Source organism: Streptomyces sp. NPDC048337 (genome assembly GCF_043201175.1).
GTDB lineage: Bacteria > Actinomycetota > Actinomycetes > Streptomycetales > Streptomycetaceae > Streptomyces.
Window position 1 is genome coordinate 156,784 of record NZ_JBICYR010000011.1, and the last position, 15,003, is coordinate 171,786.

14 protein-coding genes are annotated in these 15,003 nt (G+C 71.1%); 2 read left to right on the forward strand and 12 right to left on the reverse strand.

Annotated features, from left to right (window positions below):
- Positions 1-24: 24 nt before the first annotated feature.
- From aroC to ACGFYU_RS19965, 8 genes are all read right to left on the reverse strand, one after another.
- Positions 25-1,209 (reverse strand): chorismate synthase, encoded by a 1,185-nt coding sequence (aroC, locus tag ACGFYU_RS19930; protein ID WP_393828601.1) that lies wholly within the window; start codon positions 1,207-1,209, stop codon positions 25-27.
- 131 nt (positions 1,210-1,340) lie between these two features.
- Positions 1,341-1,532: a hypothetical protein gene (locus ACGFYU_RS19935; RefSeq protein ID WP_393828602.1), complete on the reverse strand. Its 192-nt coding sequence runs from the start codon at positions 1,530-1,532 to the stop codon at positions 1,341-1,343.
- A 34-nt stretch (positions 1,533-1,566) separates the two neighbouring features.
- Positions 1,567-2,391 (reverse strand): shikimate dehydrogenase, encoded by an 825-nt coding sequence (locus ACGFYU_RS19940; RefSeq protein WP_393828603.1) that lies wholly within the window; start codon positions 2,389-2,391, stop codon positions 1,567-1,569.
- 6 nt (positions 2,392-2,397) lie between these two features.
- The gene (gene mltG, locus ACGFYU_RS19945) at positions 2,398-4,071 is read right to left on the reverse strand and encodes an endolytic transglycosylase MltG (RefSeq protein ID WP_393828604.1); all 1,674 of its coding nucleotides are present in this window, start codon (positions 4,069-4,071) and stop codon (positions 2,398-2,400) included.
- A gap of 102 nt (positions 4,072-4,173) precedes the next feature.
- Positions 4,174-4,644 carry a Holliday junction resolvase RuvX gene (gene ruvX / locus ACGFYU_RS19950; protein ID WP_030656200.1) on the reverse strand — a complete coding sequence of 157 codons (471 nt, stop codon included), beginning with the start codon at positions 4,642-4,644 and terminating at the stop codon, positions 4,174-4,176.
- 5 nt (positions 4,645-4,649) lie between these two features.
- Complete coding sequence (alaS, locus tag ACGFYU_RS19955) at positions 4,650-7,319, reverse strand: alanine--tRNA ligase (protein ID WP_393828605.1); 2,670 nt, start codon at positions 7,317-7,319, stop codon at positions 4,650-4,652.
- The gene (locus ACGFYU_RS19960; protein WP_393828606.1) at positions 7,319-7,681 is read right to left on the reverse strand and encodes a DUF6167 family protein; all 363 of its coding nucleotides are present in this window, start codon (positions 7,679-7,681) and stop codon (positions 7,319-7,321) included. Before ACGFYU_RS19960 ends, alaS begins: the two co-directional genes overlap by 1 nt.
- Before the next feature lie 8 nt (positions 7,682-7,689).
- Positions 7,690-8,118 (reverse strand): DUF948 domain-containing protein, encoded by a 429-nt coding sequence (locus ACGFYU_RS19965; protein ID WP_393828607.1) that lies wholly within the window; start codon positions 8,116-8,118, stop codon positions 7,690-7,692.
- A 148-nt stretch (positions 8,119-8,266) separates the two neighbouring features.
- Here ACGFYU_RS19965 and ACGFYU_RS19970 point away from each other — a divergent pair, with 148 nt between their 5' ends.
- Positions 8,267-10,417, forward strand: coding sequence for an ATP-binding protein (locus ACGFYU_RS19970; RefSeq protein WP_393828608.1), 2,151 nt, complete (start codon positions 8,267-8,269; stop codon positions 10,415-10,417).
- A gap of 20 nt (positions 10,418-10,437) precedes the next feature.
- Here ACGFYU_RS19970 and rpsD read toward each other — a convergent pair whose 3' ends face one another.
- Complete coding sequence (gene rpsD, locus ACGFYU_RS19975) at positions 10,438-11,049, reverse strand: 30S ribosomal protein S4 (protein ID WP_150520470.1); 612 nt, start codon at positions 11,047-11,049, stop codon at positions 10,438-10,440.
- A 277-nt stretch (positions 11,050-11,326) separates the two neighbouring features.
- Here rpsD and ACGFYU_RS19980 point away from each other — a divergent pair, with 277 nt between their 5' ends.
- Positions 11,327-11,977: a DUF2470 domain-containing protein gene (locus ACGFYU_RS19980; protein WP_393828609.1), complete on the forward strand. Its 651-nt coding sequence runs from the start codon at positions 11,327-11,329 to the stop codon at positions 11,975-11,977.
- Here ACGFYU_RS19980 and ACGFYU_RS19985 read toward each other — a convergent pair.
- From ACGFYU_RS19985 to ACGFYU_RS19995, 3 genes are all read right to left on the reverse strand, one after another.
- Entirely contained in the window at positions 11,974-12,681 is a 708-nt protein-coding gene (locus ACGFYU_RS19985; protein WP_393828610.1) for an HNH endonuclease family protein, read from the reverse strand. The genes ACGFYU_RS19980 and ACGFYU_RS19985 overlap by 4 nt on opposite strands.
- Before the next feature lie 282 nt (positions 12,682-12,963).
- Entirely contained in the window at positions 12,964-14,319 is a 1,356-nt protein-coding gene (locus ACGFYU_RS19990; RefSeq protein WP_393828611.1) for a replication-associated recombination protein A, read from the reverse strand.
- 50 nt (positions 14,320-14,369) lie between these two features.
- Positions 14,370-14,984, reverse strand: coding sequence for a vitamin K epoxide reductase family protein (locus ACGFYU_RS19995; RefSeq protein WP_393828612.1), 615 nt, complete (start codon positions 14,982-14,984; stop codon positions 14,370-14,372).
- Positions 14,985-15,003 lie beyond the last annotated feature (19 nt).

Below are 15,003 nucleotides of genomic sequence, written 5' to 3' on the forward strand. Positions count from 1 at the left end.
CGACCGGTCCGCTCGGTCCGCCCGTCACCGGATCTGCAGGTTGTCGAGGTAGGCCCGCACGTTGCGGCGGGTCTCGGGGACGGAGTCGCCGCCGAACTTCTCGACGACGGCGTCGGCCAGGACCAGGGCCACCATGGCCTCGGCGACGATGCCGGCGGCCGGCACGGCACACACGTCGGAGCGCTGGTGGTGCGCCACCGTCGCCTCGCCGGTCGCCACGTCCACGGTCGCCAGCGCGCGCGGCACGGTCGCGATGGGCTTCATCGCGGCCCGTACGCGCAGCAGTTCGCCGGTGGTCAGGCCGCCCTCGGTACCGCCGGAGCGGCCGGAGGTCCGCTTGAGGCCCTCGGGGGTGGAGACGATCTCGTCGTGGGCCTTGGAGCCGGGCACCCGGGCGAGCTCGAAGCCGTCGCCGACCTCGACTCCCTTGATGGCCTGGATGCCCATGAGCGCGGCGGCGAGGCGGGCGTCGAGGCGGCGGTCCCAGTGGACGTGCGAGCCGAGGCCGACGGGAACCCCGTAGGCGAGGACCTCGACGACGCCGCCGAGGGTGTCGCCGTCCTTGTGGGCCTGGTCGATCTCGGCGACCATCGCCTTGCTCGCGTCGGCGTCGAGGCAGCGCACCGGGTCGGCGTCGAGCTTCTCGACGTCGGCGGGGGTCGGGTAGACGCCGTACGGGGCCTTGGCCGCGGCCAGTTCCACGACGTGCGAGACGATCTCGATCCCGGCGACCTCCTTGATGAAGGACCGGGCGACGGCGCCGAGGGCCACGCGGGCGGCCGTCTCGCGGGCGCTGGCGCGCTCCAGGATCGGCCGGGCCTCGTCGAAGCCGTACTTCTGCATGCCCGCGAGGTCGGCGTGGCCGGGGCGGGGGCGGGTCAGCGGCGCGTTGCGGCCGGTGTCCTTCAGCAGCGAGGGGTCGACCGGGTCGGCCGACATGACGGTCTCCCACTTCGGCCACTCTGTGTTGCCGATCATGACGGCGATCGGCGATCCCTGCGACAGCCCGTGCCGGACGCCGCCGAGGAAGGTGATCTCGTCCTGCTCGAACTTCATCCGGGCCCCGCGGCCGTAGCCGAGCCGGCGCCGGGCCAGGTGGTCGGCCACCAGCTCGGTGGTGACCGGGACGCCGGCGGGGAGGCCCTCCAGCGTCGCAACCAGTGCCGGTCCGTGGGACTCCCCGGCGGTCAGCCAACGCAACCTGCTCAACGATGCTCCTATGCTCGCGCCTGGTAAAGCGACGGCGCGATCGGGTGCGCGGCCCTGACCCGCCGTACCTGATCCTCCCATGTCCGGACGGGTATGACGGGCCCCGGTCCAGCTATCGGACGCCTTGTCCGTCAGCTGACCCCGGCGCGGCGCTCGCGGAGCCAGGCGATCGCCATCCACACGCCGACGGAACCGATGATTCCGAAGATGATCAGCTTGGCCCAGAGCGGCAGGCCGCCGAACGCCACTCTGAGCAGGGTGAAGAGCGCGAAGGGAACGTCCCACTTCGACGCGAGTATCTGGTCGGTGCCCGACTGTTCCATGCCGCCCCCGTGATCAACTGTGCAGGCGGGCAGCCTAACGGGCGGCCAGCGCCCGCTCTCCGGCGGCCCGCATGGCGGCGAGCGGGCCCGGGGTGCGGCCGGTCATCTGCTCGACCTGGAGGACGGCCTGGTGGACCAGGAGGTCCAGGCCGCCGACGACCTTGCCGCCCCGGCGGTCCCAGGCGGCCGCGAGGTCGGTCGGCCAGGGGTCGTAGAGGACGTCGAAGAGGGTGCCCGGGGCTTCGGGTACGGCGGCCGCCAGGGCGTCCGTCGTACCGGCCGGCGTGGTCGCGATCACCAGCGGCGCGGCCAGTGCCCCGGCCGCCTCGGACCAGTCCGCCGTCCGGACGGGGACCCCGAGCCGCTCGCCCCACTGCCGCATCTCGTCGGCGCGGGCGCGCGAGCGGACGTACGCGGTGACCTCGCCGGAGCAGACCCGCGAGAGCGCGGCCAGCGCCGAGGAGGCGGTGGCGCCGGCGCCGAGGATGGCGGCGGACGGCACCTTCTCGATGCCGCGTTCGCGGAGCGCGGCGACGATGCCGGGGATGTCGGTGTTGTCGCCGAGGCGGCGGCCGTCCTCGGTGAGGACGACGGTGTTGACCGCCTCGACGGAGGCCGCCGTGTCGCTGATCCCGTCGAGCAGCGGGATGATCGCCCGCTTCAGCGGCATGGTCAGCGACAGCCCGGCCCACTCGGGGCCGAGGCCGGCGACGAACCCCGGGAGCGCGGCCTCGTCGATCTCGAAGCGGTCGTACGACCAGTCGTCGAGGCCGAGCTCCCGGTAGGCGGCGCGGTGCAGCACCGGTGAAAGAGAGTGCTCGATGGGCGAACCCAGCACCGCGGCCCTTGTGCGTGACATGCCTACCTACCCGCCGTTTTTCTGCTTCTGCCGTTCGTTGAACTCCGCGACCAGTTTCTCGTGCTCGTCGAAGGTCTTGGTGAAGGTGGTCTTGTTTCCGTCGACGGACACGAAGAACATCCAGCCGCCCTTGTCGGGGTTGAGCGTGGCGTTCAGGGCGTCGTCGCCGGGGTTGCCGATCGGGCCCGGAGGCAGGCCCTTGTAGAAGTACGTGTTGTACGCGTGGTCGAGCGTCCTCGTCTCCGTGCGGGAGACGTTGATGTTGCTCGTGCCCTTGAGGTAGTTGATCGTCGAGTCGAACTCGAGCTTCTGGTTGGTGACGTCGTTCGTCTTCTTCAGACGGTTGTAGATGACCTCGGACATCTTCTTGAAGTCGTCGTGGTTCATGCCCTCGGCGTTGATGAGGCTCGCGACCGTGACCACCTGCAGCGGGTTGTCGAGGCCGAGCTCCTTGGCCTTGCCCTCGATGCCGACCGCCGCGTAGTTGTCGTTCGCCTTCTTGACCATCTGCGTGAGCACGGAGGCGGGCGTGCTGTCCTTGCTGAGGTCGTAGCGCGCCGGGAAGAGGAACCCTTCGAGCGGGTCCATGATCTTCGGGTTGCTGTTCGCCCAGGCGGGCAGGCCGAGGTTCTTGATCTCGCGCTTGGCGACCTCGTGGGTGGTGCCCTCCTGCTGGCCCAGGCTCTTGTCGATCGCCTTGTAGACGTCGACGTTGCGCATGCCCTCGGTGACCATCACCATGTGCAGCTTCGAGGGGTCGCTCATCACGGCGACGGCGGCCGCGGCCGACATCCGCTTCTTGAGCGGGTAGACGCCCGACTGGATGGCCTTGCCGCCGGGAGCCTTCTGGGCCTTGGCGGCCGCGTCGGCGAACGCCTGCGCGCTGGCCACGACGCCGGCCTTCTTGAGGATGACGCCCATCTGGAGGAGGCCCGAGCCCTTGGGGATCTCGACCTCCACCACCTCGTCGGTACCTTCACCGACGTAGTCCTCGGGCGCGCCGAACCTGGCCTTGAGGTAGTTGTAGCCGTAGTAGCCGCCACCGCCGACCACGCCGACGATCACCACGGCGGCGATCAGGCAGGCCATGCCGCTGCGCTTCTTCGGCTTGCCGCCCTTCGAGCGGCCGGAGCGGCGCCCGCCGCCGGGCTCGTCGCCGTCGTCGCCGCGGCCTCCGCCGGCCAGGAACGACTCCTCGGGCTCCTCGTCCACGTCCTCGGCCGGTTGCGCCAGGTGCCGCTGGCCCGGGGGCTGCGGAGGCGGGTAGGCCTCCTCGGTGGTGTACAGGTCCGGGGCCTCACCCGTCGGGTACACGGGGACGGGCTGCGAGGCGTACGGGTCCGCGCCCGCGTAGGGGTCGGTCTGCACCGCTCCCACGTACTGGCCCTGGCCGGTGTCCCAGCCCTGGCTGTCGTACACCGGCTGCTGCGGGGCGTAGCCCTGGTGCTGCTGCTGGGCGTACTGCGGGTGCTGTGGCTGCTGCTGGGGGTAGTGCGGCTGCTGTGGCTGCTGCGGGTACGGCTGGTGGTACTGCGGTTCCTGTGGGTACTGCTGCTGCGGATCGCCGCCGTAGGGCGCCTGACCCTGCTGGGTCTGGTGCCCGGTCCACCCCTGGTCCCCGTACAGGGGATCCTCGGGGTGCCACGGTTCGGAGCCTCGGCCCCGGCCATACTCAGTCATCGGTCCCCTAGAGCCGCGAGACGAAGGCCACGGAGTCCGGCGTTCCGTGGGCGACGGCTGTTCGAATGCCGTCTCATCGCGCGGAACGTTACCGTATCGCGATCAGACAACCACTTCGACGCACTCACCGGGCGGATTACCTGATACCCGTTCGGTCTCAAGAGCGTTCTGAAGGATCACCACAGCGGCTGCCTGGTCGATGACCGACCGGCCCTTCTTCGCGTTCCTGCCGGAGGCACGCAGCCCCTGGGCGGCGGTGACCGTGGTCATCCGCTCGTCCACCAGACGGACCGTCACGGGCTTGATGCCCTTCGCGAGTTCGCCCGCGAAGGCGCGCACCTTGGCCGCGGCCGGCCCCTCCCGCCCGCTGAGCGAGCGGGGGAGGCCGACCACGACTTCGAGGGGCTCGTACTCCTCGACGAGCTGCCGCAGCCGCCGGTGGGCGAAGGGGATGTCCCGTCCCGGAACGGTCTCGACCGGTGTGGCCAACACCCCGTCGGGATCGCACGAGGCGACTCCGATGCGGGCGTCCCCCACGTCGATGGCGAGCCGGCGGCCGCGGCGCAGTGTCATCTCGATCAGACCGTCTCTACGACGAGGCGCTCGACCGCGGCGATGGCCTCGGGGATGGCACCCGGGTTCTGGCCGCCGCCCTGGGCGACGTCCGGCTTGCCGCCACCGCCGCCACCGAGGGTCTTGGCGGCCGTACGGACCAGGTCGCCGGCCTTGAGGCCGCGCTCGCGGGCGACCTCGTTGGTGGCGATGACGGTCAGCGGGCGGTCGTTGGCCACGGTGAACAGGGCCACGACGGCCGGGCGGTCGCCCGGGATGCGGCCGCGGACGTCGAGGACCAGCTTGCGCAGGTCGTCGGCGCCGGTGCCGTCCGGCACCTGGCCGACGACGAGGGCGACGCCGTGGATGTCCTGGGCGTTCTGGGCGAGACCGGCGGCGGCCTGGAGGACCTTCTCCGCGCGGAACTTCTCGATCTCCTTCTCGGCGTCCTTCAGCTTGCCGAGCATGGAGGCGATCTTCTCCGGCAGCTCCTCCGGACGGCCCTTGACCAGCTCCTGGAGCTGGGCGACGACCGTGTGCTCCCTGGCGAGGAAGTTGTACGCGTCCGCGCCGACGAGGGCCTCGACACGGCGCACGCCGGAGCCGATGGAGGACTCGCCGAGCAGCTTCACCAGGCCGAGCTGGCTGGTGTTGCCGACGTGCGTACCGCCGCACAGCTCCTTGGAGAAGTCGCCGATCGTCACGACGCGCACGCGCTCGCCGTACTTCTCGCCGAACTCGGCGATGGCGCCCTGCTTCTTCGCCTCGTCGATGCTCATGATCTCGGCGGTGACGTCCAGCTCGCGGGAGAGCACGTCGTTGATCTTCTGCTCGACGTCGGTCAGGACCGAGCCGGGGACGGCGTTCGGCGAACCGAAGTCGAAGCGGAAGCGGCCGGGCGAGTTCTCGGAACCGGCCTGGGCGGCCGTGGGGCCGAGGGCGTCGCGCAGCGCCTGGTGGGTCAGGTGCGTGGCCGAGTGGGCGCGGGCGATGGCCCGGCGGCGGTTGACGTCGATGGCGGCGTACGCGGAGGCGCCCACCGTCACCTCGCCGACCTGGACGGAGCCCTTGTGTACGGAGACACCGGGGACCGGCTGCTGGACGTCGCGGACGTCGATGATGGCGCCGGAGTCGAGCTTGATGCGGCCCTGGTCGGCGAGCTGGCCGCCGCCCTCGGCGTAGAAGGGGGTGCGGTCGAGGATGACCTCGACGTCGTCGCCCTCGGTGGCGGCGGGCGCGGGCATGCCGTTGACGATCAGGCCGACGACGGTGGACTCGCCCTGGGTGGTGGCGTAGCCGGTGAACTCGGTGGCGCCGGCGTTGTCGGCGATCAGCCGGTAGGCGGAGACGTCGGCGTGGCCGGTCTTCTTGGCCTTGGCGTCGGCCTTGGCCTTGTCCCGCTGCTCCTTCATCAGGCGGCGGAAGCCGGTCTCGTCCACGGAGAGGCCCTGCTCGGCGGCGATCTCCAGGGTGAGGTCGATCGGGAAGCCCCAGGTGTCGTGGAGCAGGAACGCCTTGTCGCCGGGCAGGACCGTGCCGCCGGCGGCCTTGGTCTCGGTCACGGCGCTGTCGAGGACGTTGGAGCCGGCGTTCAGCGTCTTGAGGAAGCGGGTCTCCTCGGCGAGCGCGACGGTCTCGATGCGCATGCGGTCGGTGAGCAGCTCGGGGTACTGCTGCCCCATCGTGTTGATCACGACGTCGACGAGGTCCTGCACGACCGGGCCGGTGGCGCCCATGAGGCGCATGTTGCGGATGGCGCGGCGCATGATGCGGCGCAGCACGTAGCCGCGGCCCTCGTTGCCGGGGGTGACGCCGTCGCCGATGAGCATGACGGAGGTGCGGATGTGGTCGGCGACCACGCGCATGGACACGTCGGTGTCGTGCGCGGCGCCGTACCGCACGCCGGTCAGCTCGGTGGCCTTGTCCATGACCACGCGCAGGGTGTCGGTCTCGTACATGTTCTGCACGCCCTGCAGGATCATCGCGAGGCGTTCGAGGCCGAGACCTGTGTCGATGTTCTTCGACGGCAGGTCGCCGAGGATCGGGAAGTCTTCCTTGCCCTCGCCGGCGCCGCGCTCGTACTGCATGAAGACCAGGTTCCAGATCTCCACGTAGCGCTCGTCGTTGACGGCGGGGCCGCCCTCGACGCCGAACTCGGGGCCGCGGTCGTAGTTGATCTCCGAGCACGGGCCGCACGGGCCGGGGACGCCCATGGACCAGAAGTTGTCCTTCTTGCCCAGGCGCTGGATGCGCTCGGCGGGTACGCCGATCACGTCGCGCCAGATCGTCTCGGCCTCGTCGTCGTCGAGGTAGACGGTGATCCAGAGCTTCTCCGGCTCCAGGCCGTAGCCGCCGTCCGCCACGGAGCTGGTGAGCAGCTCCCAGGCGTACTTGATGGCGCCTTCCTTGAAGTAGTCGCCGAAGGAGAAGTTGCCGCACATCTGGAAGAACGTGCCGTGGCGGGTGGTCTTGCCGACCTCTTCGATGTCCGGCGTACGGACGCACTTCTGCACGCTGGTGGCGCGCGGGGCCGGGGGCTTGGTCTCGCCGAGGAAGTACGGCTTGAAGGGCACCATGCCCGCGTTGACCAGCAGCAGAGTCGGGTCGTCCGCGATGAGCGACGCCGAAGGGACAACGGCGTGACCGCGCTCCTCGAAGAAGCTCAGCCAGCGGCGGCGGATTTCAGCCGACTCCATCAGTGGTCCTCATTCCGGTTGTACGTGACCGTCGAGCGGTTCGATCGGTGGGTGGTCTTGTCGTGCGGGTCGTACTCGATGGCCCGCAGCCGCCGCGGCCCGGGGAGGGCGGTGACGTTGTCGGGCCGGTCGGGATCCTGGTGGAGTCCCAGTGCATCGTTCAGCTCGTCCTCGCGCTGCGTCATTCCCGCCTTGACGTCGAGGGCGAAGTCCTTGAGGCGGTGGCCCGCCTCCAGCGCCTTGTCGGCGGCCTGGGCGGCGAGGCTCTCCGGCGTCAGCTTCTTCAGCTGCCGGTTGACCTTGGTGGTGGCCCACACGCCGGCTGCGGCGCCTGCGGTGAACCAGAAGGCTCGGCGGAACATCGGTGGTCTCAGCCCTTCTGCTTCCGGCGCCTGGCCGCCGGCACCGTACGGCCAACGATCACGCTACGTCGGGATGGATTCGCGGGCACATCGTCGGCCTTGCCCAGCGCCTTGCGGACGCCGTAGCCGAAGGCCGCCACCTTGACCAGCGGTCCCCCGAAGGTGGAGGCCACGGTGGAGGAGAGCGCGGAGGCGTTGGAGGTGACCTCCTGGACGTCGCTCGCGATCGCGTCGACCCGGTCGAGCTGGGTGCGCGCGGAGCGGACGGTCGTGGAGGCGTCGGCGAGCAGCGGGACGGCCTGGTCGGTCACGTCGGCCACCAGCTTGGTGGTCGCCTTGAGCACCTGGGCCAGCCTCACCAGCACCGCGGCGAGGAAGGAGACCAGAATGGCCCAGAAGACGGCCACGAGGATCCCGGCCACCTCTCCACCGGACACGTCACACCGCTCTCTGTCTGTACTTGAACCGCGCTGAAGACGCGCCCTCCGACCCTATCGCGCCGGAGATCCCCGCCCGTACCGGAATTCGGGGACCGGGTGGATCGCCTTGTACGCAGCGCTTCCGGACCAGTACCCTCCGTGTCCCATGCGCCAGAGACCGCTTCCCCACACCGCCTACGGCAATCTTCCCTCGGAGCTCGGCGGGTTCGTCGGGCGGGGTGTCGAACTGGCCGAGCTGGAGCGGCTCCTGGAATCCTCCCGGCTGGTCACGGTGACCGGCGTGGGCGGGGTGGGCAAGTCCCGGCTGGTGCTCGCGGCGGCCCGGGCGGCCGCCGAGCGGGCGCAGGAACGCTACTGCGACGGCATGTGGCTGGCCGAGCTGGCGACCGTACGCGATCCGGCGCTGCTTGAGCTGGCGCTCGCGGAGGCGTTCGGACTGACCGATCACACCACCCGGCCGCCGCGGACGGTGCTGGCCGAGCATCTGGCGGATCGGCGGCTGCTCCTGGTGCTGGACGGCTTCGAGCAGCTGGTCGAGGAGGCCGCCGAGCTCGTACGGGAGCTTCTGCGCCGCTCCCCCGGCCTGCGGGTGCTCGCCGCGGGCCGGCGTCCGCTGGCCCTGGACGGGGAGCTGGCCTTCCCGCTGGCCCCGCCGGTCCCGGAGGAGGCGCTGGCCCTGCTGGCGGCCCGGGTGTCCGCGGCGGACCCGTCCTTCGCGGTGACGGACGCCAACCGGGCGCCGCTGGTCGAGCTGTGCGCCCGCCTCGACGGGATCCCGCTGGCCCTGGAGCTGGCTGCGGGGCGGCTGCGGACCCTCTGCCCCGATCAGGTGCTGGCCCGGCTGGAGGACCGCTTCGCGCTGCTGACCGGCGGGGCGCGCGGGGTGCTCCCGCGCCATCGGGCGCTGCGTACGGCGATCGGCTGGAGCCACGAGCTGTGCACGGCGGCGGAGCGGCTGCTGTGGGCGCGGCTCTCGGTGTTCGCCGGGCAGTTCGACCTCGACGCCGCCGAATACGTGTGCGCGGGGCCCGCTCTGCCGGTGGAGGAGGTGCTGGACCTGGTCGGGGAGCTACTGGCCCAGTCCCTGCTGGTCAAGGAGGAGACGCCGGCCGGGGTGCGCTACCGGATGCTGGAGACCGTACGGGTGTACGGGGCGGGGTGGCTGGAGTCCTCGGGCGACGCGGCGCGGCTGCGGCGGCGCCACCGCGACTGGTACATGGGCCTGGCGACCTGGTGCGAGCTGGAGTGGTTCAGCCCGCGCCAGGAGGAGGTGGCCGCGCTGGTGGAGGCGGAGCTGCCGAATCTGCGGCTCGCCCTGGAGTGCTGCCTGGACGAGCCGGACGAGGTCCACCTAGGCCTGTACCTGGCGGGCACGCTCTGGTTCTACTGGGCGGGCTGCGGCCGGCTGACCGAGGGCCGGCACTGGCTGGACCGGGCCCTGGAGGCCTCGGACCGGGCTGCGGCCGGGTACGAGGACTCGCGGCTGAAGGCGCTGTGGGTGCTGGGCTACGTGGCCGCCCTGCAGGGGGACGCGGTGGCCTCGATGCGCGCCCTGTACGAGTGCCGGGACGGGGCGGCGGAGAGCGGGAACCCGCTGGCCGCGGCCTACGCGGTGCACCGGCTGGGCTGTCTGGCCCTGGTCTCGGACGACATGGCGAGGGCCGGGGAGCTGCTGGGCTCGGCCCTGCAGCGCTACCGGGCGGCCGGGGAGCTGAACAGCAACGTGCTGATGTGCCAGGTGGAGCTGGCGATGGCGCTGGCCTTCCAGGGGGATCCGGCGGGCGCGCGCACGCTGTGCGAGGAGGTCCGGCAGATCTGCGAGGAGCGCGGGGAGCGCTGGACGAAGGCGTACGCGCTGTACGTCCTCGCCTACGGGGCACTGGACGCCGGGGACACGCAGGAGGCGCGGCGGCTGCTGACGGAGTGCGTGGCGATCAACCACGCGTTCCACGATCTGGTCGGGCTGGTGCTCGCGCTGGAGCTGCTCGCGCTGGTCACGGTCGTGGAGGGCGATCCCGTCGAGGCGGCGGTGCTCCAGGGCGCGGCGGAGCCGATGTGGGGCGGGGTGGGGCTCCAGCTGTTCGGCTCGGGGTACTTCACCGCCCCGCGGCTGATGTGCCAGGAGCGGGCGGGCGAGGTGCTGGGCGCCGAGCGGTACGCCGCGCACGCGGCCGAGGGGCGGGAGATGAGCCGGGAGGCGCTGGTGGCGCGGGCGCAGCGCGGGGCGGCCCCGGGTGGGGAAACGCGGAAGCCCGCCGCCCCCCGGAGGGGACGGCGGGCTTCCACCAGCCTGTGAGGGCTACGCCTGCCGGAAGATCAGCGGGCGTAGTACTCGACGACGAGCTGCTCGTCGCAGATGACCGGGATTTCCTTGCGGTTCGGGTCGCGGTCCAGGCGGAAGGCCAGGGCCTTCAGGTTGACCTGCAGGTAGCGCGGGGTCTCGCCCTCGCCTGCGTAGCCACCCTCACGGGCGACCTGGAACGGAACCTTCTCGCGGCTGCGCTCGCGCACGGTCACGACGTCGTCCGGGCGGACACGGAACGACGGCTTGTCGACCTTGCCACCGTTGACCTCGATGTGGCCGTGAACGACCATCTGGCGGGCCTGGTAGATGGTGCGGGCGATGCCCGAACGCAGGACCAGGGCGTCGAGGCGACGCTCGAGCTCGACGACCAGCGCCTCGCCCGTCTTGCCCTCGGCCTTCTTGGCGCGGTCGTACGCGCGGGCCATCTGACGCTCAGAGATGTCGTACTGAGCGCGCAGACGCTGCTTCTCGAGCAGACGAACCTTGTAGTCCGAGTTCTGCTTGCGGCCACGGCCGTGCTCGCCCGGCGGGTAGGGACGAGCCTCGAAGTACTTGACGGCCTTCGGGGTCAGCGCAATGCCGAGGGCACGCGACTTCTTGACCTTGGGTCGCTTCTGGTTCACGGGGAACCTACCTCCATGTAAGTTAGGTGAGGCTTACCTTAGCGAGGAGGACGTAATGTCTCGACCACATGGGATCCCCCTGCCCAGTGCGCAGCGCAGTTCGGATTCAGACGAAACAGAATCCGCTTGCGCCGACGATAAGCAAGGTCAGCCGCGTCCCAGGGAAGGCGTTCGGCAGCTCACCGGAGCCGAACGCGTACGAACCCTCGTAGAGTCCAACGCCTCAGTATCCCTCACGCTCGTAGGTGCTCATGACCAGGGAGAGCTCGGGACAGGGATGCCGGCCGCTCGGACCGTCACCCCGGACGGGGACGTGATTCTCCTGGTGTCAGGGGAATCCGCGGCTGCCAGGGCAGCCGCATACGCCCAGGACGACGACCTCACCGCCGTGATCGAGATCACGGATGTGGCGCCGGTGTCCGTGCCCCATCGTATCCGAGGCCGCGCGTGGCTGGCCGGGTGGCTGACGCCGGTCCGCGGGGACGACCGCGCGGCCTGCGCCGCGCTGCTGGCGGAGCGGCACCCGGTGGGCGAACTGCTGGGGCTGGCCGACTCCCGCTGGCGGCTGCTGCGCCTGGAGGTCGGCGAGATCTCGGTGGACGACCTGTGGGGCGCGGAACACGTGGACCCCGATGACCTGGCCGCGGCCGAGCCGGACCCGATGGTCGGGCACGAGGCGGAGCTGCTCCAGCACCTGCACGCCGCCCACGGCGACCGGATCGGCGAACTGTGCGGACTGCTGGGCCCCCGCGAGGCCGACGGCATGACGGCCGTCCCGCTCGCCCTCGACCGGCTGGGCCTGCGCGTCCGCTTCAGCGGCGGCAAGGCCGGCTCCTTCGACGCCCGCTTCGACTTCCCGGAGCCGGTGGCGGACATCTGCGGCCTGCGCCGCGCGATGCACACGTTGTTCGCGGCGGCGGGCAGCTAGGGACAGGTGCCGAGCATGTCCTGGAGCGCGAGCTTCTCCGGCGGGGTCACGGACAGCCCGTACTTGGCCTTGACCCCGGTGTAGCGGCGCGCGTACTCGCACCAGTAGCCCTTGACCGGCGGCTTCCACTTGTCGGCGGTCTTGCTGCCCTTGTCCTGGTTGGTCTGCTTGTCCACGGCGAGCAGGACGTCGAGGTCGTTCGCGTACTCCAGCCTGCGCTGCGGGGTCCACGTGTACGCACCGCCCCGCCAGGCGGCGCCGAGCGCGACGACGTGGTCGGTCTGGATCTGGGAGGCGCGCCGGTAGGAGTAGGGGAGCTCCTTCCCCGTGTAGGGGTCGTGCAGCACCCCGGACAGCACGACGCAGGGGTTCCGATCCCCCTCGCGCAGCTCCTTGAGGTCCCGGCGCAGCACGTCGTCGCGGGTGTCACAGCCGTTGCGCCCACCGACGCCGTCGGTCTCGTCGGACCAGTAGCGGCCGAAGTTCTCCCGCTTGTACGTCTGCCAGTTCCTGCCCCACTCCACCTTCAGCCGGGCCAGCTGGTCCTTGGCGGTGGCGGCGCCGGGCGGAAACCCGGCACTGGCGAGCGGCACCTGCGCCACCAGGGCGGCGGCGCCGGCCTGTGCCTTCTCGGCGTCGCCGTGATGGCACCCGCCGATCAGCAGTGCCGCTGCGGCGGCCACGATGGGAATCCGGCGGTCCATGCCGGGAGCCTAGGCCTCGCCGCCCGGGCACACCCTCCGACACGACCCCGCTCCGCGGAGCAATCCCCTCCGGGCCCTTCGCCCGGCCCTGCCGACACGCTGCCGCTGCGCGGAGCGGTCCCCTACCCGCCCTTCCACCGTTCCCGCCTCAGACGCCGACGGGGCTGGAATTGCCCTGCGGGCAATCCAGCCGCACCAGGCGGACGGCAGCAGCCAAAATCCAGCCTCGCCGGCGTTTGAGGCGCGGGCGCTGGGGCGGAGCCCCAGGGAGGCCGGGGGCGCTCAGGAGCCGGTGCCGCGGAGGCGTTCGCGGACCTTCTCCACCACATCCGCGTAGCGGGACTCCGCCCCGTACCGCGTCGGCTCGTAATACCGCTTCCCGTGCACCTCGTCCGGCGCATACTGCTGCGCCGCGATGCCGCCCGGCACATCGTGCGGGTAGACGTACCCCACCGCATGCCCCAGCTTCGCCGCGCCCTTGTAGTGCCCGTCCCGCAAATGCGTCGGCACCGACCCCGCCAGTCCCGCCCGGACATCCGCCAGCGCGGCGCCGATCGCCGTCGTGGCCGTGTTCGACTTCGGGGCCAGCGCCAGCGCGATCGTGGCGTGCGACAGCGTCAGCGCCGCCTCCGGGAAGCCGATCATCGCCACCGCCTGCGCCGCGGCCACCGCGAGCGGCAGGGCCGTGGGGTCCGCCAGGCCGATGTCCTCGCTCGCCGAGATCATCAGGCGCCGCGCGATGAACCGGGGATCCTCCCCCGCCTCGATCATCCGCGCCAGGTAGTGCAGCGCCGCGTCCACGTCCGAGCCCCGGATCGACTTGATCAGCGCGCTCGCCACGTCGTAGTGCTGGTCACCGTCCCGGTCGTACTTGACCGCCGCCCGGTCGACCGCTTCCTCCACCGTCTGGAGGCTGATCTCGGACTCCCCCTTGGCGATCGCCGAACCGGCACCGGCCTCCAGCGCCGTCAGCGCCCGCCGCGCGTCGCCGCCGGCGATCCGCAGCAGGTGTGCCTCCGCGTCCGCCGGCAGGGTCACGGCGCCGCCCAGGCCCCGCTCCTCCGTCAGCGCCCGCCGCATCAGCCCGCTCAGGTCCTCGTCGGTCAGCGGCTCCAGCGTCAGCAGCAGCGAGCGCGACAGCAACGGGGAGATGATCGAGAAGTACGGGTTCTCCGTGGTCGCCGCGATCAGCGTCACCCAGCGGTTCTCGACGGCCGGGAGCAGCGAGTCCTGCTGCGCCTTGCTGAAGCGGTGGATCTCGTCGAGGAAGAGGACGGTCTCCTTGCCGTAGCCGCCGGCCGCCCGCTTCGCGCCCTCGATGACGGCCCGGACCTCCTTCACACCCGCCGTGATGGCCGACAGCTCCACGAACCGCTTCTGCGTGGCCTGGCTGACGACGTACGCGAGGGTGGTCTTTCCGATCCCCGGCGGCCCCCAGAGGATCACCGAGGAGGCACCGGCCGGTCCCCCGGCCCCTTCCCCCACCAGCCGCCGCAGCGGCGAACCCGGCTTCAGCAGGTGCTGCTGTCCGACCACCTCGTCCAGGGTGCGCGGGCGCATCCGGACGGCGAGCGGGGAGCTCGCGGGATCCTTCTCCCGGCGGTCTTCGGCAGCGGCGGTGAACAGGTCTGGTTCCACACCGGAAGCCTATGCGAGCCCACCGACAGTGCCCGCCGCCCGTACGGGTCCTACGAGGTCCAGAAGTCCCACCAGCGCGTCAGGATCAGCATCCCGATGATCCCGATGTGCAGCACCGGGAGCACCCAGGTGAACTCGTCGAGGAAGCCCTTGAGCCAGCCCGGTGCGGGCAGCAGGCCCTGGCGCACGTTGTGCGAGGTGACGTACCAGAACATGAGGATCGTGGCGACCCAGGCCAGGCAGCACCACAGGCACAGCGAGTTGATGTTGTACAGCGACTGGTACGTCAGCCAGGCGCAGAACCCGACGCCGAAGAGGGTGCCGGCGTTGAAGGTCAGCCAGTACCAGCGGCGGAAGCGGGCCCCGGCCAGCAGGCTCATGCCGACGCAGATCACGATCCCGTAGGCGACCAGGCCCAGCATGGGGTTCGGGAAGCCGAAGGCGGCCGCCTGTTCGCTCTTCATGATGTTGCCGCAGGAGACGATCGGGTTCAGGCTGCAGCCCGGGGTGAAGTTCGGGTCCTCCAGCAGCTTGAACTTGTCGAGCGTGATCACCCAGGCGGCGAGCAGCCCCGCGGCCCCGGTGATCACCAGCAGCAGGGCCAGCGCTCGGCTGCCCCCGATCGTCCTCGGGGCGGTGTCCGCGTCCGTGCCTCGTGTCGTCATCCCGCCCGCTCCACATCTG

Bases quoted from the DNA above. Each gene is read 5' to 3' on its own strand.
- ACGFYU_RS19980 (WP_393828609.1), top strand. From the start codon at position 11,327: ATGCCGGCCGCTCGGACCGTCACCCCGGACGGGGACGTGATTCTCCTG.
- ACGFYU_RS19940 (WP_393828603.1), bottom strand. From the start codon at position 2,391: ATGTCACGCACAAGGGCCGCGGTGCTGGGTTCGCCCATCGAGCACTCT.
- ruvX (WP_030656200.1), bottom strand. From the start codon at position 4,644: ATGACACTGCGCCGCGGCCGCCGGCTCGCCATCGACGTGGGGGACGCC.
- ACGFYU_RS19935 (WP_393828602.1), bottom strand. From the start codon at position 1,532: ATGGAACAGTCGGGCACCGACCAGATACTCGCGTCGAAGTGGGACGTT.
- ACGFYU_RS19985 (WP_393828610.1), bottom strand. From the start codon at position 12,681: ATGGACCGCCGGATTCCCATCGTGGCCGCCGCAGCGGCACTGCTGATC.
- ACGFYU_RS19960 (WP_393828606.1), bottom strand. From the start codon at position 7,681: ATGTTCCGCCGAGCCTTCTGGTTCACCGCAGGCGCCGCAGCCGGCGTG.
- ACGFYU_RS19970 (WP_393828608.1), top strand. From the start codon at position 8,267: ATGCGCCAGAGACCGCTTCCCCACACCGCCTACGGCAATCTTCCCTCG.
- ACGFYU_RS19995 (WP_393828612.1), bottom strand. From the start codon at position 14,984: ATGACGACACGAGGCACGGACGCGGACACCGCCCCGAGGACGATCGGG.
- mltG (WP_393828604.1), bottom strand. From the start codon at position 4,071: ATGACTGAGTATGGCCGGGGCCGAGGCTCCGAACCGTGGCACCCCGAG.
- alaS (WP_393828605.1), bottom strand. From the start codon at position 7,319: ATGGAGTCGGCTGAAATCCGCCGCCGCTGGCTGAGCTTCTTCGAGGAG.